The organism is Gluconobacter cadivus (assembly GCF_015244745.1).
Lineage (GTDB): Bacteria > Pseudomonadota > Alphaproteobacteria > Acetobacterales > Acetobacteraceae > Gluconobacter > Gluconobacter cadivus.
Genome location: NZ_JABCQI010000010.1, coordinates 32,574 through 56,827, shown reverse-complemented (window position 1 = coordinate 56,827; position 24,254 = coordinate 32,574). Strand labels below are relative to the sequence as shown.

The 24,254-nt window shown below is 56.9% G+C and carries 21 protein-coding genes; 5 read left to right on the top strand and 16 right to left on the bottom strand.

All coding sequences use genetic code 11. The features are described from left to right. Position 1: 1 nt before the first annotated feature. Together HKD28_RS13615 and HKD28_RS13610 are read right to left on the bottom strand one after the other, a co-directional pair. Positions 2–826 carry an ABC transporter permease gene (locus HKD28_RS13615; protein WP_194268780.1) on the bottom strand — a complete coding sequence of 275 codons (825 nt, stop codon included), beginning with the start codon at positions 824–826 and terminating at the stop codon, positions 2–4. Next, entirely contained in the window at positions 823–1,803 is a 981-nt protein-coding gene (locus HKD28_RS13610; protein ID WP_194268779.1) for an ABC transporter ATP-binding protein, read from the bottom strand. The genes HKD28_RS13615 and HKD28_RS13610 overlap by 4 nt, the downstream gene beginning before the upstream one ends. Positions 1,804–2,008: 205 nt before the next feature. On the opposite strand from HKD28_RS13610, the gene HKD28_RS13605 reads away from it, so the two are divergent. Continuing rightward, a complete protein-coding gene (locus tag HKD28_RS13605; protein ID WP_328750625.1) occupies positions 2,009–3,538 on the top strand; it encodes a carbohydrate porin in 1,530 nt (509 codons plus the stop codon). Positions 3,539–3,542: 4 nt separating this feature from the next. Here the strand turns inward: HKD28_RS13605 and HKD28_RS13600 are convergent, their stop codons facing one another. Then, positions 3,543–3,971, bottom strand: coding sequence for an Lrp/AsnC family transcriptional regulator (locus tag HKD28_RS13600; RefSeq protein ID WP_194268778.1), 429 nt, complete (start codon positions 3,969–3,971; stop codon positions 3,543–3,545). 120 nt (positions 3,972–4,091) lie between these two features. On the opposite strand from HKD28_RS13600, the gene HKD28_RS13595 reads away from it, so the two are divergent. After that, positions 4,092–5,159, top strand: a complete 1,068-nt coding sequence (locus tag HKD28_RS13595; RefSeq protein WP_194268777.1) for a saccharopine dehydrogenase family protein — start codon at positions 4,092–4,094, stop codon at positions 5,157–5,159. 7 nt (positions 5,160–5,166) lie between these two features. Here HKD28_RS13595 and HKD28_RS13590 read toward each other — a convergent pair whose 3' ends face one another. Next, entirely contained in the window at positions 5,167–6,162 is a 996-nt protein-coding gene (locus HKD28_RS13590) for a YeiH family protein (protein WP_235993483.1), read from the bottom strand. 160 nt (positions 6,163–6,322) lie between these two features. Here HKD28_RS13590 and HKD28_RS13585 point away from each other — a divergent pair, with 160 nt between their 5' ends. Beyond that, on the top strand, positions 6,323–7,219 hold the full coding sequence (locus HKD28_RS13585; RefSeq protein ID WP_194268775.1) for a LysR substrate-binding domain-containing protein: 897 nt from the start codon (positions 6,323–6,325) through the stop codon (positions 7,217–7,219). 54 nt (positions 7,220–7,273) lie between these two features. On the opposite strand, the gene HKD28_RS13580 is transcribed toward HKD28_RS13585, so the two are convergent. Both HKD28_RS13580 and HKD28_RS13575 read right to left on the bottom strand, forming a co-directional pair. After that, on the bottom strand, positions 7,274–7,480 hold the full coding sequence (locus HKD28_RS13580) for a cold-shock protein (RefSeq protein WP_062027513.1): 207 nt from the start codon (positions 7,478–7,480) through the stop codon (positions 7,274–7,276). A gap of 528 nt (positions 7,481–8,008) precedes the next feature. Further along, on the bottom strand, positions 8,009–9,634 hold the full coding sequence (locus HKD28_RS13575) for an inorganic phosphate transporter (protein WP_194262872.1): 1,626 nt from the start codon (positions 9,632–9,634) through the stop codon (positions 8,009–8,011). A 290-nt stretch (positions 9,635–9,924) separates the two neighbouring features. Here HKD28_RS13575 and HKD28_RS13570 point away from each other — a divergent pair, with 290 nt between their 5' ends. Further along, positions 9,925–10,092, top strand: a complete 168-nt coding sequence (locus HKD28_RS13570) for a hypothetical protein (RefSeq protein ID WP_167386170.1) — start codon at positions 9,925–9,927, stop codon at positions 10,090–10,092. A gap of 142 nt (positions 10,093–10,234) precedes the next feature. After that, positions 10,235–12,718, top strand: coding sequence for a phosphocholine-specific phospholipase C (locus HKD28_RS13565; protein WP_194268774.1), 2,484 nt, complete (start codon positions 10,235–10,237; stop codon positions 12,716–12,718). 13 nt (positions 12,719–12,731) lie between these two features. On the opposite strand, the gene HKD28_RS13560 is transcribed toward HKD28_RS13565, so the two are convergent. The 10 genes from HKD28_RS13560 to HKD28_RS13515 all read right to left on the bottom strand — a co-directional run bounded on the left by HKD28_RS13560 (position 12,732) and on the right by HKD28_RS13515 (position 23,900). Beyond that, positions 12,732–13,004, bottom strand: coding sequence for a hypothetical protein (locus HKD28_RS13560; protein ID WP_194268773.1), 273 nt, complete (start codon positions 13,002–13,004; stop codon positions 12,732–12,734). Between the two features lie 8 nt (positions 13,005–13,012). Then, the gene (locus tag HKD28_RS13555) at positions 13,013–14,476 is read right to left on the bottom strand and encodes a PepSY-associated TM helix domain-containing protein (protein WP_194268772.1); all 1,464 of its coding nucleotides are present in this window, start codon (positions 14,474–14,476) and stop codon (positions 13,013–13,015) included. Further along, a complete protein-coding gene (locus HKD28_RS13550) occupies positions 14,473–14,775 on the bottom strand; it encodes a hypothetical protein (protein WP_194268771.1) in 303 nt (100 codons plus the stop codon). The genes HKD28_RS13555 and HKD28_RS13550 overlap by 4 nt, the downstream gene beginning before the upstream one ends. Continuing rightward, positions 14,759–16,954, bottom strand: coding sequence for a TonB-dependent siderophore receptor (locus HKD28_RS13545; protein WP_194268770.1), 2,196 nt, complete (start codon positions 16,952–16,954; stop codon positions 14,759–14,761). The genes HKD28_RS13550 and HKD28_RS13545 overlap by 17 nt, the downstream gene beginning before the upstream one ends. 183 nt (positions 16,955–17,137) lie before the next feature. Continuing rightward, the gene (locus HKD28_RS13540; protein ID WP_194268769.1) at positions 17,138–17,911 is read right to left on the bottom strand and encodes an SDR family NAD(P)-dependent oxidoreductase; all 774 of its coding nucleotides are present in this window, start codon (positions 17,909–17,911) and stop codon (positions 17,138–17,140) included. A gap of 18 nt (positions 17,912–17,929) precedes the next feature. Continuing rightward, positions 17,930–19,033, bottom strand: a complete 1,104-nt coding sequence (locus HKD28_RS13535; protein WP_194268768.1) for an ABC transporter ATP-binding protein — start codon at positions 19,031–19,033, stop codon at positions 17,930–17,932. A gap of 53 nt (positions 19,034–19,086) precedes the next feature. Further along, positions 19,087–19,914: a carbohydrate ABC transporter permease gene (locus HKD28_RS13530; RefSeq protein WP_194268767.1), complete on the bottom strand. Its 828-nt coding sequence runs from the start codon at positions 19,912–19,914 to the stop codon at positions 19,087–19,089. A 1-nt stretch (position 19,915) separates the two neighbouring features. Further along, positions 19,916–20,824, bottom strand: a complete 909-nt coding sequence (locus HKD28_RS13525; protein WP_194268766.1) for a carbohydrate ABC transporter permease — start codon at positions 20,822–20,824, stop codon at positions 19,916–19,918. Positions 20,825–20,850: 26 nt separating this feature from the next. Then, entirely contained in the window at positions 20,851–22,179 is a 1,329-nt protein-coding gene (locus tag HKD28_RS13520; RefSeq protein ID WP_194268765.1) for an ABC transporter substrate-binding protein, read from the bottom strand. Positions 22,180–22,253: 74 nt separating this feature from the next. After that, complete coding sequence (locus tag HKD28_RS13515; RefSeq protein WP_194268764.1) at positions 22,254–23,900, bottom strand: FGGY-family carbohydrate kinase; 1,647 nt, start codon at positions 23,898–23,900, stop codon at positions 22,254–22,256. Between the last annotated feature and the right edge of the window lie 354 nt (positions 23,901–24,254).

Sequence of the window (24,254 nt, the reverse complement as noted above, 5' to 3'; positions counted from 1 at the left end):
GTCAGGCACCCTGCACCTCCAGTCGGTTGACCGTCTGGCGCATCCACAGACGCCCGAGCAGGGTGAGTGTTGTCAGCCAGAAAAGCTGAAGGCCCAGCCCTGTGGCGACACCGCCCGGAATGGGCGTGCCCAGATAGATGCGGATGGGAATGTCGGTAATTCCGGCGAAGGGCTGTGCGAGCAGGAAGGGACGGATCCAGTCAGGATAGAGCGGCAGCGGCAGGAGCATTCCAGAAAGCAGTACGGCCAGTGGCGTTCCAACGGCGTAACTGCCGAGTGGTGAGAGCGTGCGGGCCGTCAGGATATTCCACCACATGACGATGGTGGCCGAGAGCAGTGCGCCGAGCGTGATGGAGAGCAGCGACAGAACTGCTGCCGTCAGATCCGCGGGTGGTGCGAGGCTCCATGCGCCGAGGCCCACCAGTATGGCCAGCGGACCCGCTACGCAGGCCAGCAGGACTGCACGGGGAACAGCATTGCCCAGCAGACGCGCGAGACTGGCCGACAGCCACCAGTTCCACATATCGACCGGACGCAGCAGATCATAGACGATCGCGCCTGTTTTGGCGGCGTCTCCGATGGCGGGCAGGCAGCCCAGCGGCAGAAGCGTGAAGAGGGACTGCTGGATCCAGGTGTAGGTCATGGCCTGTCGCAGCGAGAGCGGTGCCTGAACGTCCGGGGCTGCGTGATAGACGGAGGCATAGGCCATTAATGTCACGGCACCGAACCACATCTGCGCCACTAATCCGGCCACGACCGCGATACGGTAGCGCAGGCCGATCTTCCATTGCAGCCCGAAGGCCGTGAAATAAGGGCGGAGCGTCATGCGGCGTGGTCCGCATAAAAGCGTGTGATGATCTCGTCGATTGAGGGGCGGCTGATCCTCAGATCGTCCAGCCCGGACAGATGTCCGACATGGGCGACGAGGGCAGGGGCCGGGATCTGGCGCGGATCGAACGTGATGGTGAGGCTGTGTGGCGCGCGGGCGGTTTCGACTGCGCCTGCCGGGAGCGCCAGTTCGGGCGGTGTGCCGTGGAAATCCAGTTCGAGAATGCGTTCGGACAGGGTTGTCATGCGTAGGTCCTCGAACGGGCTGTCTGCGAGGATGCGCCCATGCCCGATGACGATCACGCGTTCGGCCAGCGCTTCAATATCATGCATATCGTGGGTGGTGAGCAGGACGGTCGTGCCCCGGTCCCGGCAGAGTTCATGGACAAATGCCCGGACGGCGAGTTTTGACGGGGCGTCCAGACCGATGGTGGGTTCATCAAGGATCAGGATTTCGGGGTCGTGGATCAGGGAAGCGGCGATTTCAGCGCGCATTCTCTGTCCAAGCGAAAGCTGGCGGACGGACTGGTCCATGATCGCTCCCAGATCGAGCGCCTCGGCCAGCCGGGCGTGGTTGCGGGCGAAGCGTTCGGGCTCGACGCCGTAAATATCCCGCAGGAGCGCCAGACCTTCACCGACCGACAGATCCCACCAGAGTTGGGTCCGCTGGCCGAAGACGACCCCGATCCGCGCGACATGGGCCACACGGTTTGTCCATGGCACCAACCCGTTCACCTGCACTTCGCCGGAGGTGGGACGCAGGATTCCGGACAGGATTTTGATGGCCGTCGATTTTCCTGCGCCGTTCGGGCCGATGAAACCGGCGATCTGGCCCTTGGGGACGGAAAAGGAAATTCCGTCCAGCGCCACGATCTCGCGCGTCTTCCCGCGCCAGCTTCCACCTTCGCGGACTGTATAGATTTTCCGCAGATTTTTGACGGTAATGGCATCTGGAGCGGGGACGGGAGGCTGCATGAGGATTCCGGGATGGGAGGGGTAACGAAAACAAACGTGATCTTATTTTAGAAAATAAAGTCTTATTGTTTCAATTGTCTCACTGTTTTGTGCCTTCCTGCAACAAAGCTCTTTCTGTAAAGTGAATTTTACTTAAGGGTGCCGATCATGGCATCCCTGTCTTTCGCATTTTTTGGCTCTGTAAGGGGATGTCGGTTTGAGGCATGTGAGTAAATTCCTGACGTTGGTTTCTGCTGGTACGGCTTATCGTCGGTCCGGTTCCGCTCTGTCGTTCGCTTTCGCCTGCGGGTTGGGGGTGCTCACGATGGGGACCGGTACTGCTGAGGCGCAGAGCAGCAAGAGCAAGGCCAGTTCGGAAGATCTGACGAATCCTGCCCCCATGGGGTCGGAGACGCAGCCGGTTCCTCCGCTGTCCACGACCATTCCGGGTTTCCTCCAGTCTCCATACGGACCGCCGTCCTTTGGTGCGCCTTACGGCACGACCCATATGTTCGGGACCTGGGGAGGGGTGCAGCCCTGGCTTCAGAAGCATGGCATCTATGTTGCGGTGGATGTGTATGAAAGTCTTATGGGCAATGTGACGGGCGGCCGTCACCAGACCGAGACCAATGCCGGGCAGGTCGGCGTGACGGTTGATCTGGACTGGCACAAGATTCTGGGTGGCGACTGGTCGAAGGATCTGTGGCTGCATACGCTCATGGTGAACGGACATGGCCGGAATCTGAGCGGTGATATCGGCGATAACGTCACGCAGGCTCAGCAGATCTATGGCGCGCGTGGCAATGTCGTGGCGCATCTCGTCTGGGCATACGGAGAAAAAGCGTGGTTCAACCGGAAGGTGGATCTGGCAGCGGGCTGGATCCCGACGGGCACGTTCTTCAACAACTCTCCCTGGCTTTGCAGCTTTACGAACGTCTCCATGTGCGGAAACGTGACGCCCACCAAGTATCTCAATGGCGGCCGTGACTGGCCGTCAGGCAATATGGGAACGGTTCTGCGTCTGATGCCGAACCCGCATCTCTATCTGATGGGCGGTCTGTTTGCCGTGTCTCCCCATTCCTATAATGGCGGTATTTCCGGCTGGTCCTGGGCGCAGAGCGGGCTTGGAAAGCTCTCCACCGAGGTTGAACTGGGCTGGATTCCGGAGTTTGGTAAGGACAAGCTGATCGGCCATTACAAGGTCGGCGCCATGTACGACAATTCGCGCTATCACGATCTGTATGATGACGGTTCTGGACAGGCCTGGGTGCTGAGCGGACGTAGCCCGCGCTATCAGAGCGGTCAGACGTCTGTCTGGGTGCTGATGGATCAGATGCTGATCCGGCATGGCGATGGCCCGATGAACGGCCTCATGCTGGCGGGATATTATTCCTATGCCTCAGGCCAAACCTCGGCGATGAACCACCATCTGGTTGGCTCTCTGCTTGATACCGGAAAGCTGTGGGGGCGTCCGCTGGATACGTGGGGTATTGCGTATCAGTGGATGAACTTCAGCCGAGCTGCGACCCTACAGCAAGAAGCATCGTTCGATAATGGTCTGCCGTTCCAGTCCACCAATTTCGGGGTCCCGCATGGCATTCAGTCCCATGAGAACATTTACGAGTTTTTCTACAGCTATCACATCATGACGGGTCTGACGCTTCAGCCGGACTTCCAGTATTTCAACCGCCTTGGCGGAACGACCCGCTACAAGGATGCCGCGGTTCTGGGGCTGGTATTCAACGCCGCCCTCTGAGGAATTAACTCCCTCTACGGAAGCGTGTGGAGAGGATGATGGCGGACACCGTTCTTTCTACGCCCTCCATCTGGCCGATGTCGTCAATGGCACGGTTGATGGCCTCGGTGGTTGCTGCGCCCAGCAGGGCGATCAGGTCCGAGGCACCGCTGACTGCGTGTAATTCGCGGAGTTCGGGAAGCGTTTTCAGGTCCCGCTCCACTTTCTGGCTATGGCGCGGCGTGATGACGATTGAGACATGTGCACGCAGCAGGTCGTCGTCAGTATTTTCCACAAGTGTGTAGCCGCGAATATGGCCCTGTCGCTCCAGACGTTCCATACGTCCCTGAAGGGTTGTGCGTGAAATCCCCAGTCTGCGCGCTAGCGCGGCGGTAGGTGTGCGCGCATTGCGACGCAGGATGTCGAGCAGAGCCTGATCTAGTGAATCCGTCATTCTGCCAGTTATAACCGGCAATCTGCCGATGGAAACTGTATTTCATCGTCGGGATGCCGCTTGAGATCCGTCTGCCCTGATCGTGATGCTGTCATAACACTTCCGGAACAGGATATGATCATGAAGCAGGTTACGGTTGCAGGTGCGGGAAAGATCGGTTCAGCCATTGCGGAGCTGCTCCATCATGGAGGCTATGGCGTTACGCTGCTGGACTGCCATGCAGATCATCTTCAAGCGCTCGTCCTGCCGGAAGGCATCAAACGCAGGACGGTGGATATTGCGAAAGGGCTGGATGCTGAACTGCTAAATGGGCAGTTTGCGGTGCTCTCGGCACTCCCCTTTCATCTGACGCGGAATATCGCGAAAGCAGCCGCTGCAGCAGGAACGCATTATCTCGACCTGACGGAAGACGTTGCCTCCACCAAAGATGTGAGGGCGCTGGCAGAAGGGGCGTCCAGCGCATTTATTCCGCAATGTGGTCTGGCGCCGGGCTTTGTTTCCATTGCTGCACATGATCTGGCGCAGCATTTCGATGAGGTCGAGACAATCCGGCTTCGGGTCGGGGCGCTGCCGCGCTTTCCGTCCAACGCGCTGGGTTATAACCTGACCTGGAGCACCGAAGGTCTGATCAACGAATATATCGAGCCGTGCGAAGCGATCGTAGACGGGCGGCGCGTTTTGGTGCCTGCTCTGGACGGGGTGGAGACGTTGGGTGTTGATGGCGTGACCTATGAAGCCTTCAACACGTCAGGCGGGCTTGGGTCTCTGTGCGAGACCTATGAAGGCAAGGTCCGGGAACTCAATTATCGCACCATGCGCTATCCGGGCCATCGGGATATCATGAAGGTTCTGCTGTCGGATCTGCGTCTGTCGGAGCGGCGGCATATTCTTCAGGATATTTTCACGCATGCCATTCCGGGGACTGCACAGGATCTGGTTGTGCTTTCCGTCATCGTGACAGGTCTGAAGAACGGGAAGCTGCAGCAGGAAACCGTGGCGCGTTCCATTGAGGCGCAGGATTTCATGGGAGGGTTCCGCACGGCGATCCAGCTCACAACGGCTGGGTCCATCTGTGCGGTTCTGGATCTGCTGGCGGAAGGAAAAATTCCGACGCAGGGTTTTGTGCGGCAGGAAGACATTCCGCTGGCCGATTATTTGGCCAACCGGTACGGGAAAATTTATCAGTAAGACTGTGTCAGGCTAGGATCTTCATCAGCGCCAGACTGGCGCTGACGAGGCTGGCCAGAGACAAGGCGACCGTGAGCATCAACGATCCGCTGGCCTTAAAGACGGAGCGGACATCAATGCTGAGTCCCAATGCGGCCATCGCCATAACGGTCAGGGTCGTGGCGAGGGTGTTGAGGACGGGAAGAAACGCTTCAGGGATTATATTGAAAGACCGGCAGGTTATCATCAGCAGAAATCCCGTGATGTACCACGGGATAAGCTGACGTGACGTCTGATGCGTTCCTGTCTGACGGTTTTTGCGGGTGTACAGAAGCGACAGGACAATGCACACGGGTCCCAGTGTCAGGACACGCATGAGCTTGACCAGTGTTCCGGTATGCAGGGCAGCAGCCCCGAATGGTGACGCTGCCGCCATGACCTGTGGGACGGCATAGACGGTCAGTCCGGCAACGCTGCCTTCCGCGATGTCGGACAGATGCAGGAATGGCAGAAGAAGTGGCAGACCCAGAACAATGGCAAGGCCACCCGCAGCAGTGAAGGCCAGAGTGGCACCAATATCTTCGTCACGAGCATGAATGACGGGTGCGACGGCCATGATGGCGGAGTTTCCGCAGATCGAATTGCCGCAGGCCACGAGGAGGGTCTGTGAACGGGGCAGGCCGGTGAGGCGTCCGATCAGGATTGTCAGGGCAAGGCTGAAAGCGACCATTCCGAAAACACAGACGAGAATCCTGGGGCCTGCCGAGACAATTCCCCTCAGGCTGAATCCGGCTCCAAGAAGAACGATTGCCACATCCAGAAGGGATTTTGAACAGAACCTGATCCCTGGATCGAAAACGCGGCTTCGACTGGAGACCAGTCGGAGGCAGACCCCGATGACAAGGGCCAGATTGAGCATTTCAAGCCATGATTTCTGAAGGAATGCGCGTTCGATTTTCTCTGCTTCAAAAGCCAGCAGGGCCGTGACCGCACAAAGAGCAATGCCGGGAAATCTCGTGACCAAAATTTCGGGCAACCTGAAAGCGGGCCGGTTTCTGAAACAGGATATGTGCATGATGATCTCCCTTGCCGGAGACATCTAGGCTGAGGCTGATATATCATTCCAACGAATAACTTTTCTGATTCCAATCGGAAAATCAGATGATTTCTGTTAGAAAGACGGCATGACACTCGACCAGCTTCGTCTTTTCATCGCTGTCGCAGAACGCGAGCACGTTACGGCCGCAAGTCAGGCGATGAACGTGACCCAGTCCGCCGTTTCGGCTGCCATTGCGGCGCTGGAAGTGCGGTATGGGGTCAAGCTTTTCCATCGGGTTGGGCGGGGGATTGCTCTGACGGATGCAGGACGTTTGTTTCTGCCAGAGGCACGGGCGGTAGTGGCGCAGGCAACGGTCGCTGAGAATATTCTGAAGGATATCAGCGGTTTGAGACGGGGTACGCTGAAGGTTGTCGCCAGCCAGACCATTGCTGCGTATTGGCTGCCCGCGATCCTTGTCGCCTTCCAGAAGAGATATCCAGACATCAAGATCGAACTGGCGATCAGCAATTCGGAAGAAGCATCCCGAATGGTTCGGGAGGGTGAGGCCGAGGTCGGAATTGTGGAAGCCGTTGTCGATGATCCCGCATTGGCGCAATGGCCGGTCGGTGAGGACCATATGATTCTCGTGCAGGCAAGTTCTCTGCTTCCCCCCCTGATCGACGCCGCTTGGTTACGTCAACAAAATTGGGTCATGCGAGAGGCGGGCTCCGGAACACGTGCAGCGCTGGAGCACTATCTAGGAAGATATGATATTGGCATCGAAGATCTGAATATCAGTCTTGTTCTGCCTTCAAATGAGGGTGTGCAGACGGCCATAGAAGCGGAGGCCGGGATCGGCGCCTTGTCGTCTCTGGTTGTTGGTCCGGCGTTGCGCGCAGGCACGTTGCATGCCGTACTTCAGGTCCCTGAAAGTCGTTTTTTCTATGGTCTGCGTCACAAGGAGCGTTATCAGAGCCCGGCTGCCACGGCCCTGCTTGGTATGAGCGAATTTATCGCAGTTTCACGGGGTGTGCAGACATGAAAAAAGCCGCCCGTAAAGGCGGCTTTCTGCACATCAGAATGTCCATCTGGGCAATCAGATTGCCTTGATGCTAACTGCTGAGGTCTTGCCGTTACGACCAGCTTCGAGTTCGTAAGAGACGTGCTGACCTTCGTTAAGGGTGTGCATTCCGGCGCGCTCGAGTTCAGAGATATGAACGAACGCGTCCTGTCCACCGTTGTCAGGCTGGATGAAGCCAAAGCCCTTGGTGGAGTTAAACCATTTTACGGTGCCTGTTGCCATAACGAGGCTCCTTTTTAACAATAGCAGTCGTGTACAAGATACACACGAAATCATAACACTTAAGGAGAAAGAATGGCGCAACACGCACCGAAAAACTCACTCAAGAGCACCTGCTGTATTGAGATAGGCGCCATATTTTTCAAAAATGCAAGAGAAAAAACTTTTTGAAGAAATTTAATTTGTAACGTCGTTAAATATTAAATGGAGCATTTTTGCAGATTTATTTCTACGAAATTATGATTTTTGTTTTGGAATAAAATATCACTCCTCTGCAAGATTTCAGAATAGGGAAAAATAATTTATGAAAAATCAGAATTTAATTTCGACCGTAAGATGCTCAACATCGTTTCTGTAAAATGGGAGAATATGAATAGACAATGGCTTTTTAATGCCCTGTCTTTCGGGCAGAATTTTTTAAGCGTGCTTGCTTCGCGCCAGCTTTTGAAGCCTCTGGACATGGCTCGACGGTAAGGAAGAGATCGGCTGCCTTGTGCGGATATATAATCCGCACAAGGCACTACGATTTGATCAGAAAATCTGACGGAACAGAACATAGAGGATGCCTGCAATCGCCATTGCGGCCGGTAGGGTGGTGACCCATGCCAGAGCCATAGATCGCAGGGTGGCGACCTGAATGCCAGAGCCGTTGGCGGCCATTGTTCCTGCTACGCCGCTCGACAGGATATGCGTCGTCGAGACGGGGAGGCCGTATCTTTCAGCCAGACCGATAGTTGTCATTGCCACGAGTTCAGCCGAAGCTCCCTCGGCATAGGTCATATGGGTTTTGCCAATCTTTTCGCCGACAGTCACCACAATCCGCTTCCATCCGACCATCGTTCCAAGACCCAGCGCAATGGCGACGGAGATCTTGACCCAGAGCGGAATAAAGCGCGTGCCGTGATAGAGTTCGGACTGGAAGGATTTCAGCGCATTCTTTTCCGTTGGCGTAAAATCCTTTGCTTCTCCCATGACGCGGATGGCGTCTGCGACCAGATACATGTCCGTACGGACGTTCGGCACGGCTGCAGCAGGGACGGCTTTCATGGAGCCATAAGTTTTGACCGAGGTGGAGATGTCGTTGCTGAGAACGGCCAGCGCGTCATAGGTCTGTGGAGAGGCAACGGACTTGGCGCGCAGGCCAGCGCCTACGATCTCACGGGCATTTGCTGCTGTGAGCGTGGTGGACGGGGATGGGGAGTGGCTCAGGAAGATTTTTTCGGCTTCTGCGGAAGACTGAAAGAACGCAGGCATGGCACTTTCCGGCATAGCCCGGTTCAGGGCATAGGCGGTGGGTGCTGCGCCAATCAGGATCAGCATGATCAGACCCATGCCTTTCTGCCCGTCATTGCCGCCATGCGAAAATGAGACACCTGTGCAGGTAAAGATCAGGAGCGCGCGGATCCACAGAGGTGGCGGAGTATCGCCTTTAGGGGCCTGATACAGGGCCTTGTTGCGGATTAGCAGCTTCATGACGAGCAGCAGTAGTCCGGCCATGACGAACCCGCAGATGGGGCTGAACAGCAGGGCGGAGAAAACTTTTTCGACTTGGCCCCAGTCGACACCCTGCGTCGCCGCCCCGGTCGGCGACATCAGTTGGTTGGCCAGGCCGACCCCCATGATTGACCCTACGAGGGCATGGGACGAACTATTGGGGATGCCGAATGCCCATGTCACGAGATTCCAGACGATAGCAGCGATCAGAAGGGCGAAAATCATGGCATAGCCCGCACCGCTTCCGGCCTGAAGGATCAACTCCACCGGAAGAAGTGTGACGATGCTGTAGGCGACTGCGCCGGTGGAGAGTGCAACACCGAGAAAATTCCAGAAGCCGGACCAGATGACGGCCACGAGAGGGGGCAGGCTTCGGGTGTAGATGACGGTTGCCACGGCGTTGGCTGTGTCATGAAAGCCGTTAACGAACTCGAACGCCAGAGCGATGATCAGCGCGATGCCGAGCATCACGAAAGTTCCGGTTGCCAGGGCTCCTTCGCCGACCGAATGCATATCTCTGAGAATACTGAATGCGGCAAAGCCTAACGCCCCGATCAGCACCGCAAAAAAGAGGACAACATGCAGAGGCTTGTTCCCTCCACTCATGTTGGGGCGCGAAGAAGACTGGATTTCCGCGCGGGAACCTATCGTCGTTTCAGACATCACCAATCCATGGGTTGTTTACCTTTTTGCAATCTATTGCACGCCCTATGAAGATGCGACCATTGAAACATGACTGTTTTGCGACAGTCTGGGTAAATCAAAATTCTTCATGACTGTTATTGATTTTGAATTTTATTTTGTAAGGATTTGGGTTTTATTTCATAGTTAAGGGTGGAATATATTGAATAAAATTGAATGCTGAATAAGAAATCGTTTCGGATATCCGAAAGAAACCATGCGAGAGCTTCGACGTTTTCTATGCCGAAACGTATTTTCGAAGGGACGCTCACATGCGAAAATCAATCCTGCTTCTTCTGGCTCTTTCAGTCTCCTGCGTCACGCTGACGGCCTGCGAACATCATCGGACGTTTGGCGAGAAGGTGCGTGATACCGTTGATCCGCCCAAGGGACCGATCGAGCGGGCAGGGCGCTCTGTTGACCGCTCACTGGGCAACTGATCTTCACAACACCGCCGGGTGGTGAAACCTTTATTAAATTATAAAAGCAGGGGGTGAACTGATTCTGCGAAATGTTTAGGACTGGCCTGATATACCTTATTTATGGCGCGCAAACGCCTTCTGGTTTCAGGCAAAGATCTATATGTCCTCTCGCAGAACCTTTCTCAAATATGCCCTGTTCGGTGGGGCGGCCGCAGCGACCGAAGGGCTGCCGGCCGCCATCCGTCGCGCTTACGCCATCGCGCCTGATGCGGGAACGACATATCTGAATGCCGAACATGTGGTGATCCTCATGCAGGAAAACCGCTCTTTCGATCATATGTTTGGCACGCTCGCTGGGGTTCGCGGGTTCAATGACAGGCGGGCCATTCGGCAGAAGAACGGCAATTCCGTTTTCGTGCAGTCGGGGAAGGGTGGCGAGACTTATGCGCCCTGGCGTCTCAATATTCATGACACCAAAGTTACATGGATGGGCTCAATCCCGCATTCCCGGGACAGTCAGGTCGATGCTTGGAATGAGGGACATCATGATGACTGGATTGATGCCAAACTTCCCTACAAAAAAGACTATAAACAATATCCTCTGACGATGGGTTATTATACCCGCGAGGATCTGCCGTTCTATTATGCGCTGGCCGATGCCTTTACGGTATGTGACCAGAATTATTGTGGGGCAATGACGAGCACGACCCCCAATCGCCTGATCTTCTGGACAGGAACCGTGCGTGACCAGCAGACTACGAACTCCAACGTGTATATGCGGAACCCGGAAATCCTTGAAGGCGGCATGACCTGGACGACTTTTCCGGAGCGTCTGGAAAAGATTGGGGTTTCCTGGAAGTTCTATCAGAACGAGCTCAGTCAGACGGGAGGGATGTCAGCGGCAGAGCGCTCCTGGCTGTCAAATTTCGGATGTAATGTTCTGGAGTGCTTCGACAACTTCAATGTCAGCTCCAATGCGGGATTTGGAGACTGGATTGACGAGCGGATTCAGGAATGTTCCGACCATATCAATCGGCTTGAAAAACTCGAGATGCTGGTTTCGGGTGAGCGTGGCGAGCAGCTTATCGAAGCTAAGGCGCTGATGGAAGTTCTGCGCCGGCGTCAGCAATCCGCTAAGGGATATGAGGCTCTGACACCTGCGGAACGCGCGCTTTTCAACAAGGCGTTTGTGACGAACAAGGCTGATCCGGACTATCATTCCTTGGAGACTCTGGCTTTTGCAGATGATCCCGATTCAAAGGGGATGAAGGCGCCAAAGGGCGATGTGCTGCATCAGTTCCGCACAGATACGCGGACAGGGAATCTTCCCGCCATTTCGTGGCTTGCCGCACCGGAGCACTTCTCGGACCATCCGACATCGGCCTGGTACGGGGCCTGGTATGTGTCGGAGGTCATGAACATTCTGACCGAAAATCCCGATGTCTGGAAAAAGACCATTTTCATCCTGACCTATGATGAAAATGACGGGTATTTCGACCACTGCTGCTCTTACGCTGCTCCCGATCCCCAGCGCCCGGAAACGGGACGCTCTTCGGAGGGGATCGGACCGGACGGGCTGGAATATACAACGGCGGATGATGAAATGCGTCTTGGCGTTCCCGAGCGACTGGCCCGTAGTGGCCCGATCGGACTGGGGTTCCGGGTGCCGATGGTTGTTGCCTCTCCGTGGAGCCGTGGTGGCCGCGTCAATTCGCAGTTGTTTGACCACAGTTCGACATTGCAGTTTCTCGAACATTTTGTTGAACGGAAATTCGGAAAGCCTGTTCGGGAAACGAATATTTCTCTCTGGCGTCGTGCGATCTGCGGCGATCTGACGTCCTGCTTTCAGTCCTCCGAAGAGGCTGCACCGTCCCTGAATTATCTGGACCGGAACACGCATCTGCGAGCGATTGAAGATGCGAAAAACCGTCCTTTGCCGGGTGGCTTTCGCTCTCTGTCCGCTTCCGAGACGGCAACGCTGAGGACACAGCCGGATCTGTTGCGGGAAACCGTTCGGCAGGAAGCAGGAACACGTCCAGCCTGCGCGCTGCCGTATGAACTCTATTGCGACGGCGGTGTGGTGGCAGGAGAGGGGCGTATCGGCCTGAAATTCCGGGCAGGTCGAGGCGTTCATGGAAAGCGGTCTGTGGGCGCGCCGTTCAATGTTTATGATTATCGCAATGACGGTCGGGACATGCAGGTGGGAACCTATGCTGTTGCGGCCGGTGACGACATGGACGTGACACTTCGCGCCATAGACGGGCTGTATGATGTGGCGGTTCATGCGCCCAATGGATTCTATCGGGCCTATCGGGGGCATGTGGATCGTGTTCTGCTGCGCTCGGCATGTCGCTATGAAAGCGGCGTAAAGGGGAAAGGGGCAGCACTTCTTCTCTCGCTCAGTAATGGCGGCAAGGTTCCTGTGACGATCCAATACCGGACGGGAGATGCTGCGCCGTTGCAAAAGGTTATTCTGAAATCCGGGGGGCATAAGGACATCAGGCTGGATCTATCAGCCACGCATCAATGGTATGACGTGACGCTGACCTCTCCGGATGACGCCGATTTCAGGCAAGTTCTGGGCGGTCGGATGGAGACGGGACAACCTACGATCACGGACCCTGCTGCGGCGTTTTCCGGCTAAGCGCGTTCGGGCGTCATGGTCGTGAACGCTGTTCTCGCCAAGAGCAGAACAGTATTGCGACCATGATTTCCGGACCTGTGAACAGGATCCATTCAATGATATTCAGGATGATAAAATCGCTGGACGTGGCCTGAAGAACGAGGCTGGCGCTCAGAACAGCAGCGGCGCAGGATTTCAGAATATTCCGTTGCAGGTCTGTCAGGCTGTTGCGACACAGGGTGCGATTTCCGCGCACTGAGGCCGTAACGAGCACCAGCATCGCGGCTTGTCCGAGGAGCAGCGACATGATCCCGTTCATGCCGGGAGGACCGTTTTTTGCAGCGTGCGAAAGGCTGCGAAAGCGAATGACGCAGACAGGAGCGCGGCTGTTACACTGACGCCAGCCAGAACAGATGTGTGCCAGGGCAGGCTAAGCAGTGAGATCAGAAGGCACGCAACAGCGCTGCCACCCAAAAGCTCTGGCCATGTCCGTTCCGGACGGCGGGCCAGTGCGTACAGCAGGGTAAAGCCCCAGACGACGAAGAGAGTTGTCACTTCATATCCGGACCGATGCGGCATCGTGGGGCCGATAAGGCGGTTCGCGATGAAAAAGGATGCGAAAGCGAGAGGCGTACCGGCCAGGACACCCACATTCAGTCGGGCAACGATCCGGTGCCCGCGATGATGGGGACGACGCAGGCGTTTGATCGTCCACAGGTGCATGCCGCTGCCGATCAGGGCTGCAAGCGCAAGGCCGGACAGGAAGTAGAGCCAGCGTGTGAGGCCGGGGGCAAAGCGGGCGACATGCAGCCCGTACAGGAAGGTGTAGGCTTTGAGAACGGGGCGGTGTTCGATGTGCTGTTTGATAATGCGCCCCGAAGGCCCATCGAATGTGATGATCTGTGAGGACGTGCTGACGGTGTGATCGTTGCCAGCAATCATAGTGACGAGAGAGGCTTGATCGGACGGATTGAACACATAGATCTGTTCCAGCCCGGCACCACCAAATTTGCTTTCGGCCTCGCGTAGCATTGGCAGAAAGGGCGCGAGATGGGCGGGATGGCCCGTAGCGGGACGGGAATAAAGAGCCGGATTCAACTCTGTATAAGAAGCGGTCAGATCGTTGCGGTAGAGCGCCTGTGTGCTCCATGGGAGGAGCAGAGTGCCGAGCGTGACGGCACCGGTGAAGGAAATCATCAGGTGAAAGGGTAGGGCTGCGACACCGAGCAGGTTGTGCATGTCCAGCCAGCTTCTTTGTCCACGTGAGGGCCGGAAAGTGAAAAAATCCGCGAAAATGCGCCGGTGGATGATGACGCCGGTCATCAGCCCGACAACCAGCGCAAGTGCCGCGAGGGCGGCAATCAGTCGGCCCAGAGGATAGGGAAGTTGAAGCTCGAAATGGAAGCGGTAGAAGAATTCTCCGCCGAGCGTATCCCTGATACCGTCCGGGCTGCCAGTAATAGGGTCAAGGACGCGCTGGATGTAGTCTCCTTTCGCATCCGGCCATAAGGCCGTTGCAAAAGGCTGAAGCGTGGTCGCGCTGGCAACATACCATGCGCTGGCGGCGGGGGCATTATGGCTCAACCAGTCTAGCGAGTGGGCGTTCACCACCATCGGATCGGGGGCAGTAACCGGTAACTCCGGTCTGGCCCAGAGATTGATATCCTGTCGGAACACGCTCAGGGCACCGGACAGGGCAATGGCGAACAGAACCCAGCCGGTAATAAGGCCCAGTGTGGTATGGACGAGGGCCATGGAGGCACGGAAGGTGTTTTTCATGGATACCAGCCGCGGCTGAAGACGAAAGCGGCCAAGACAACAGTCAGAACACCTGCCACTGCTGCCAGCCGTCTAATATTTGCGACACCGAAGGATGCGATGAAGACGACTGGCCATAACAACAGGCCAAGCAGGATCCCGGCCATGGCGTTATCGGCCTTGGAAAGCGGCAGCCCGAATGCGAGGCACACGCCGCCCAGCGCGGATATGATGTATCCGCCCGGAAGCGCTACGACAAAACGCAGGATCGTCTCGTAGCGCTGGGTGTGCCCGCTCAGCGGTTTACCAGCTAAAACCAATATTGGCCTGCGCGTTGCGGCGCTCTCCGTAGTAGCAGAATTCCTGACCGTAAGAGGCATAGCTCAGGCAGTTAGCGATGAAGTTCTTGTCAAAGAGGTTGCGAACGCTCGCGCCGACATTCCAGCCATGAAGGCTGTGCGACAGGTTGGAGAGGTCATAGCGCACTGACGCATCGAATACCGCATATTGTGGCACCCAGACACTCCCGTAAGACGCTTCACCACCATAGGATTTGTTGGAATAGCGCATGCCGCCGCCAAAGCCGAGACCCTTCGCGGGGCCAGAGGGCATCGTATAGAAGGCGAACAGCGAGGCATTGCCTTTTCCGGACTGGATCAGGGGCTTTCCGGTTGAGTCATCGTGGACTTTCTGGATGCTGACAGCTGCGGTCAGCACGAGGTTGTGGAACGGTTCGGCATGGGCTTCGAACTCGAAACCATCCGAATGGACCAGTCCACTTTGGGCGCTGTAGCCCGTGCTGCCGATCCCAACGAGAACATTTGTCTGTTCAATATGGAAACCTGCGGCGGTAAGAAGCAGCGATGTGCCCGGAAGCTGGTATTTCAGACCGCCTTCAAGCTGCTTACCGACAGACGGACTGGCCTGATGTACGGTCTTTCCACCATCCGTTGATACATTCCCGGACTGGGGCTGAAAGGATGTCGAGTAGCTGATGTAAGGCGACAGGCCGAAATCGAAGTGATACAGGCCAGAAGCGCGCCATGTGATCTGGCTTGGGCTCTGGTTGGTGGTGGTATGGGACATGTTGTCGGTCTGGTGGGAACGGTACCAGTCGTTACGCAGGCTCCCCGTCAGGATCAGGCGTTTCCAGTGGATTTCATCCTGACCATAGATACCGGCCTGATGAGAGTCGGTGTTGTAGTTCACCCAGGGGTTCAGGGGAGCGATGGCCACCTGATAGTTCGGATGGAAAACATTCATGGACGGAGCGTCGCCATAGAAGCCGACTTCGGAAGCGCTCTGTTGCATGTAGTCGAATCCGAACATCATCGTGTGGCGCAACGGTCCGGTCCGGACTTTGCCTTTGAACGCGCTGTCAAAAGTCAGATTATGCGTGTGTTCGTTTGTGGCAATGGCTGAGCGAGCCAGCGTGTCGTCCTGCCCCGTAACGTAATAGCCGCTGTCATAGACGCTGCGATACTGGGTTTTGATATCGTCGTAGCGGCCGCGGGTGCTGAAGCTCCAGTCATCGTTGAAACGATGATTGAAGATATAGGTGATGGCGCCGTGGCGGCGGTTGTATTTTTCGAACGATGTATCGCCGTCATAGAAATTGCGCGGCAGATAGCCGAAAGGCGCGCGTTTAAGCGAGCCGACCAGCGGAACGCCGCCATAGGTGCCGTTTTCAGGGTCGTACTGATAATTGCCGAGGATCGTCAGCGTGGTCGGGCCATCGCCGCCGAATGTAAAGGACGGGCTGATGGAAAAGCGGCGGCTGCCGGTTCGGGCAAGCTGGCTGTGCTGGCCGTTGATGGTGCCGTCGAGGCGGTAGCGAACGAAACCGTTTTTCGTCACGAAACCGCCGACATCAGCATCCACGCGATACAGATCAAACATGCCGCCGGTTGCATTGACGCTGCCATAGGAGCGTTGGTCCGTGGGCAGTTTGCTGGAGAGTGCGACGAGACCACCGGGACTGGACTGGCCGTAAAGGGCAGAGGCCGGGCCTTTGAGAATTTCGATACGATCCAAACGCGACGTGTCGGTCTGGGCGGTGGCGTAACCGGTCGGGCTGCTCTGAAGTTTCAGGCCATCGAGGAATGTCGGGGCCGAAAATCCGCGCAGGGCGAACTGGTCATAGCGCGTTCCGACACCACCGCCGCGGAGATCCGCCGTAATGCCCGCGGTGTAACGGACGGCCTGATTGAGGTTCAGGACATTACGGATATCCATTTCGTTGCGGGTGATAACCGTGACCGACTGGGCGGTTTCGACGAGCGGTGTGTCCGACTTGGTCGCGGAAGACGCGATCGTCGAGGCGCGGCGGGCGCGGACTTTGAGCGTTTCAACCGTTTTGGCTTGTGTTCCGGCGGTATCGGTTTTTTTTGGTCCGGAACGCTGGGACTGTTCAGGCGTGACATTCTGGTCGGCTGCGAAGACTTCTCCACTCATGACGAGGGAGAGGGGTATCGCGTAAAAAATCCTGTTGCGGTGCATACCCGACCTCAAATGACTGTTCATGCTGGTGCGTGATCAGAGGCTGGTATCGCTATTGCGAGTTAGTTGCAAGTAGAGGTTTATAAAATAAGACCCTGAAAGATTTTATCATGGAAACGAAGTGTTACGGCCCTTGTGCAGAGGGGAAATCCGGGCAGTTTTTTGCTGCCCGGGCCAGAGGATTCACCAGACAGTAAATCCTGCATCCACGTTCACGATTGCGCCCGTCATGAGGCTTGCGGCGTCCGAGGCGAGGAATTGTACAACCGAGGCGACCTCGTCGGGCTGGCCCACGCGCCCCATCGGCGTTCCGGCAATCCAGGCGTCGTAAAGTTCTGGCTTTTCCATACCGAAGCGCGTGAGGGTGGTTTCAATATAGGTGGGGGCAACGGCATTGGCCCGGATGCCGTGGGGCGCCCATTCGGCGGCCAGCGAGCGGATATACTGGTGAACACCCGCCTTGGATGCGTTGTAAGCAGCCTGCTGCTGCGGGCGGTTGACGATCAGGCCGGACATGGAGCCGATGGCGACGATCACACCTTTTTTCTGTTCAAGCATGATGCGGCCAGCGGCCTGACAGGAGCGGAACATGCCGTTGAGGTTGATATCCACCTGTTTGAGCCACTGCCCATCCGTCATGTCCTCGGCCTTGACCTCGGAAATGCAGATCCCCGCGCAGGCGACCAGAATGTCCAGACGGCCTTCTTTTTCATGTACACTGTTGACGGCGTTCTGCACGCTTTCCGTCTTTGTGACGTCCATCGGGACGCTACTGACATCATAGCCCTGATCACGCAGGTCCTTGACGGCCTGCGCTGCGAGAGTTTCGTCGAGGTCCGCGATGACGACGCGGGCGCCAGCTTCTGCAAGGGCCGTGACGCAGGCCAGACCAATGTTCTGCGCGCCGCCGGTGACGATGGCGACGCGGTTATCGAGGCGGAGTTTTTCCATGTACATTGTGGATGATCCAGAAAATCAGGCTGCGAGGGGGTGACGGTGACAGGCTTCGAAAGCCAGACCGTCGGGGGCAAAAAGGTGACAGTTCCGTGGCGGCAGCGTCAGGCTGACGCGGGTGTCCACATCCGTGAGGACGGCACCATCCGTCTGGACGACGATGATTTCCCCGTCTGGCATGCGGACATGAACGAGGGTGATGGCGCCGAGGCGTTCGATGACCTCCACGACGCCGCTATTGGGGCCAGAAGACGCTAGTTCGACATGTTCTGGGCGGATGCCGACCGTCACCTTTGTTCCGGGCAGGAGGCCCGGAGACGTGACGGGAACGTAGAGGCTCGATCCATCCCGGAGTTGCACGCTCGATCCTGCGGCATCTCCGCCCTGGAAAATGGCCGAGAAGAAGTTCATGGGCGGTGAGCCGATGAAGCGGGCCACGAACAGGTTACGGGGGTGATGGTACAGTTCGAGCGGGGAACCGATCTGTTCGACAATGCCTTTCTGCAGGACGACGATCTTGTCGGCCATGGTCATGGCTTCGACCTGATCATGCGTCACATAGATCGTAGTGGCGCCGAGCTTGCGATGCAGGGCTGAGAGTTCTACGCGCATCTGGCCGCGCAGGGCGGCGTCGAGGTTGGAGAGCGGTTCGTCGAACAGGAACACTTTCGGGTTACGGACAATGGCGCGTCCGATGGCGACGCGCTGGCGCTGACCGCCGGAGAGTTGTCCCGGCTTGTGGTTCAGATAGGGTTCAAGCTGAAGCGTACGGGCGACATGCTCGATTTTTGCGCGGCGCTCCGCTTCCGGCATGCCGGACAGCTTCAGACCGAATTCCATGTTTTTATAGACGTTCATATGCGGATAGAGCGCGTAGGACTGAAAGACCATCGCCAGACCGCGCTTGCCGGGCTCCACGTCGTTGACGCGCTGGCCGTCAATCAGCAGATCGCCGGAGGTGATGTCTTCCAGTCCTGCAATCATGCGCAGGAGCGTGGATTTTCCGCAGCCTGACGGGCCGACGAAGACCACGAATTCGCGTTCTTCGATCGACAGGGAAATGCCCTTGATGATTTCTTCCGTAAGATACGTCTTGCGGAGGTTTTTGAGTTCGACAGTCGCCATGGGTCAGGCCCCGTTCGTGCAGAAAAAGTGAAGGGAGTGAGCCGGGATCAGAGTCATTTGACGGCTCCGAAGGTCAGGCCGCGGACGAGCTGTTTCTGGCTGATCCAGCCGAAAACGAGGATCGGGGCGACGGCAAGAGTGGAGGCTGCGGACAGTTTTCCGAAGAACAGCCCTTCCGGCGACGAAAAAGACGCGATGAAGGCTGTCAGCGGAGCGGCATGGGAGGATGTCAGGTTCAGGGACCAGAACGCCTCGTTCCAGCACAGGATGAGCGACAGGAGTGCTGTGGACGCAATGCCGGGCAGGGCGAGGGGCAGCAGCACCATCGTCATTTCCTGCCAGCGTGTGGCGCCGTCCATCCGGCCTGCTTCCAGAATAGGAGCCGGGACTTCGCGGAAGAACGTGTAGAGCATCCACACGATGATCGGCAGGTTTGTGAGCATGTCCACGATCGCAAGGCCGGTGCAGGTGTCGAGCAGATGCGTGTTGCGGGCCAGAATATAGATCGGCACCAGAACGCCCACGGGGGGCAACATCCGGGTCGAGAGCACCCAGAGCAGGGTCCCGCGGGTGCGCTTTGAAGGCATGAACGCCATCGAATAGGCGGCAGGAACAGCCAGTGCGATGGCGATGGCTGTCGCTCCGACCGAGACGATCACGGTATTCAGCGCGAAGTGCCAGTAATTGGCGCGTTCGAACACCTCGGCATAGCTGCTGAGCGTGGGCATAAAGAACAGCTTCGGCGGCGTGGAGATGGCCTGCACCTCGCTTTTAAAGCTTGTGAGGATCATCCAGAAAATCGGGAAGAACAGCCAGAGCGCTATTCCCCATCCAAGAATGGTCACGCCGATCCGGGTGCTGGTTTTTGTCTTGAGCGCCATGTCAGGCCTCCAGATTGCGGGCTACGGCGCGCACCAGAAAAATTGCGACGATATTGGCGATGACGATTGCGACCACGCCGCCCGCTGAAGCACCGCCCACATCGAACTGAAGCAGGGCGCGGGAATAGATCAGGTAGGCGAGATTTGTGGAGGCCACGCCGGGTCCGCCCGCCGTAGTGACGGAGATTTCGGCGAAGATCGTCAGCAGATAGATCGTCTCGATCATGACCACGACGCTGATGGCGCGGCCCAGATGCGGCAGAATGATGTAGCGGAAACGCGCGATCGGCCCTGCAGCGTCCATTCGGGCGGCTTCACGCTGCTCGCCGTCCAGAGACTGCACGGCGGTGAGCAGGATCAGAACCGCGAATGGCAGCCATTCCCAGGCGACGATCATCATGACCGTCATGAGTGGAAAGCGCGCCAACCAGTCGATGGGCGTGAGGCCGACGGCCCGCATCATGGCGGAATAGACGCCATAGATCGGGTGCAGCATTAGGTTCTTCCACAACAATGCGGAGACCGTGGGCATGATAAAGAACGGCGAAATGACCATGATGCGGGCAATGCCCCGGCCGAAGAACTCCTGATCATACAGAACGGCCAACAGCGTTCCGCCGCCGATGCTGATCACCAGAACGCCCGCGACGAGCACGAGTGTGTTCAGCAAAGCGTGCAGGAAATCGGGGTCGGTCAGCAGGTACCAGTAATTGTCGATGCCCGCGAAGCCATGCAGCGTGGGGTCGACGAGGTTATAGTTCTGTAGCGAGTACCACAGCGTCATGACAAGTGGGACGATCGACCAGACCAGAAGGATCAGGACGGACGGAGAAAGGAGCAGGAAGCCTGTCCGTTTCGCGGTCTGTACGGTCGCCCCTGCGGGCGGGCTGTGTTCGAGAACGGCCTGCATGGTATCTTGACCTTGATCGGGCGGTGTTATCGCGCGCGGCCGGACTGGCGGAGTGCGCGGGTGATCGAAGCCTGAGCAGATGTCAGCGCCTGATCTACCGTCATCTGGTCGGACAGGGTTGCTGCGACCGTCTGGCCGACCTGAGTGCCGATGGACTGGAACTCGGGGATCGCGACGAACTGGGCACCCGTATAGGGGCGGGGCTGTGCGGTCGGGCCGTTGGGATCAGCAGTCTTGATGGCGTTCAGGACGAAAGACGCAAAGGGAGCGGCCTTGAGATATTCGGGGGCAGCATAGGTTGAGGCGCGTGTTCCCGGAGGGGCTGCAACCCAGCCTTTCCGTTCAGCCACCAGCTTCACATAATCCTTGGATGTGGCCCATGCGATGAAGGCTTGTGCGTCTGCGCTCTGATGGGAACTGACGGGCACAGCTAGGCTCCAGCTCCACAACCATGTCGGGCCTTTGCCGTAAGGGCCTTTGGGGGCAGGAGCGAAGCCGACCGTGTTTGCAACCTGTGACTGTTTGGGGTCGAACAGCAGACCGCCCGCGACCGTGGAATCAATCCAGATTCCGCAATGACCGCTGGCGAACAGGGCGAGGTTTTCGTTGAAACCATTGGACGTCGCACCCGGAGGACCATCCGCCTTGAGGGCGGAGACGTACCAGTTCAGAGTTGCTTTCCAGGCGTCGGATGTCAGGGTTGGCTTCCATGACATATCGAACCACTGCGCCCCGAACGTGTTGGCGAGCGAGGAGATATACGCCATGTTTTCGCCCCAGCCGGGCTTGCCACGCAGACAGATGCCATAGACCTGATTGGGCTTGTCCGTGATCTTGTCCGCAAACTGGCGAATCTGGTCGTAAGTGGGCTGTTCAGGCATTGTCAGGCCCGCTTTCTGGAACAGATCCTTGCGGTAATAGGTTATGACGCTCTCGGCATAGAACGGCAGGGCGTAGAGCTTGCCTTCCGCGCTGAGGCTTTCGCGCACGGACGGCAGGATGTCGTTCATGTCGTAGGCGTCATCGGGCTTAATTTCTGTGAGCCAACCCTGTTTGGCCCAGATCGGCACCTCGTAATTGCCGATGGTCACGACATCGAACTGGCCGGTTTTCATGGCGATGTCGGTCGTGACGCGCTGACGCAGGACGTTTTCTTCAAGCGTGACCCAGTTCAGGTGAATGTCTGGATGGGCTTTTTCGAATTCCGTCGAAAGCTGACGCATAACGATCATGTCGCCGTTGTTCACGGTGGCAATCGTGAGCGTTCCAGCGGCTTGTGCGCTGGAGAGAACAGAGCCTGCGAGCAGTGCGCCAAGGGCGCAAAGGGCTGTACGGGTGTATTTCAAACGAAGCATGGACGTTGGCCTCTGGAAAAGGGGTTCTGGCAGATTGCGAACAAGGGACTGAAGAAAAACGGCGGGGCCTGTTCTCAGGCGGCGGCCTCCTTTTCCAGAACGTCGCGCATCTGCTGACGCCAGGTGATCTGGTTCGTGAGCATGTCGTGCGCGATGCTGCGTTTGGCGGCGTGATATGTGGCGGTGCGGTCGTCCGGGACGATCTCGTCTCCTGCATGGCTCATCCGTGCCATAGCCTGCCGCAGGTCAGGGTAGGCCCCGCTTGCGACAGCTCCAAGAATAGCGGCTCCCAAAAGAACGGAATCCGGTTCTGCGGGGAGCAGAATACGGCACCCGGTTGCATTGGCGTGCTCACGCAGGAAAACGGGGTTCTTGGTGCTGCCGCCGGTCGCAAGGATCGTGTCAATCCGGTAGCCCTTGGCATTCAGAGCGTCGATGATGTCCTTCGTGCCGTAAGCGAGACCCTGCACTGTGGCGAGATAGAGCCGCGCCAGATCATCGAGCGTATCAGAGAGCGTCAGACCGCTGATCATGCCCTTTAGAGCCGGATCGGCATGGGGCGATCGGTTTCCGTGAAAATCCGGAAAAACATGCAGGTCGGACGTAATCGTTCCGGGCAGTGCCTCGGCTTCAAGCGCCTCGATCCGTGCATTCAGCAGCGCATATACGCTTGTTCCGGCTTTTTCGGCTTCCTGCCTGAGGGAAGCGCCAAGGCGATGGCTGGAAATAATGAAGTCGATCAACGAGCCTGTAGATGACTGACCCGCCTCATTGAGCCACATTTCGGGGATCATGGCGTTCCAGTAAGGCCCCCAGACACCAGATACGAAACGTGCTTCTTTAGAGACCGCCATATGGCAGCTCGAAGTCCCGCAGATCAGGGAGATTGAGCGCTCAAGTTGTTCATCTGATAAAGACCCTTCCGTATTGAGTCCGAACAGACCGATGCCACCAGCATGGGCATCAATGGCAGAGACGCCCACGGGGATGCCGGGTGTCAGTCCCATTTCAGAAGCAGCTTGAGCGCTCAAGCCGGAATCCAGAGTGCCGCCCAACGGACGCACATCATTTCCAATCCGGCTGAAATTGTCAGAGGCAAGATCTCCCAGGCCGACAGATTGAAAATATCCTTCGTCCCAGCGGTTTTCGTGAGCGAGATAGGTCCATTTGCAGGCCGTCGAACAGGCAGAGCGGGAGAGGGTCCCTGTTGCGCGCCATGTCAGAAAGTCTGGCAGATCAAAGAAATGGGCTGCCTGATCGTAGATATGGGGAAGGTGCCGCTTCAGCCAGAGCAGCTTTGGCGTTTCCATCTCAAGAGAAATCGTACCGCCGACATAGCGAAGCACATCATGACCCCCACGATTGATGTCCTGCGCTTCCTCAAGGGCACGGTGATCCGCCCAGAGGATGATGTTCTGATCGGGTGCTCCGTCCGGATCTATCGACAGGGCATGGCCGTCCTTATCAAGGACGACAAGAGAGCAGGTTGCGTCGAAACCAATTCCGGTAATGCGATAAGGCCCCTCAAGCATTGCCAGCGCGTTACGGGTCGCTTGGCAAATGGCGCACCAGATGTCAGCGGAAGATTGCTGCGCGTAGCCTGCGCGTGGTGTCCATGTCTGGATCTTCTGGACGAAAGACGCTTTCTTCTGCCCCTCGAGGGTGAAGAGGCCTGCCCGGGCGCTCCCTGTTCCGACATCAATTCCAAGAACCAGATCCATAAACGACACCCAGACCCTATGAAGCAGAAAGCGTGCATGACGGGTTAGTCATGCCCAAGGTTTCATACGATCTATTTTGTGATTGAATGTCACACTATGACCGCAATAACTATCTCCAATTATGTTACATATAACGGTATGGGTGTCCATAAGGGTATGAGATATTTTTCTCTCCTCCTGTAAGATGTGATTTTTCGGCCTCAAGGCTTGTTCCTGCGAACGGAGGCAGTTTGCGGTTTTGGTAAGACCAGATCTGTTTTTGTTGAGAGCGCTAAATTCTGAGCTGGTTATTGTTGGAAATTATAATTGTACACAGCGTATATTTTGAAAATAATCATATATATTATGGAACAA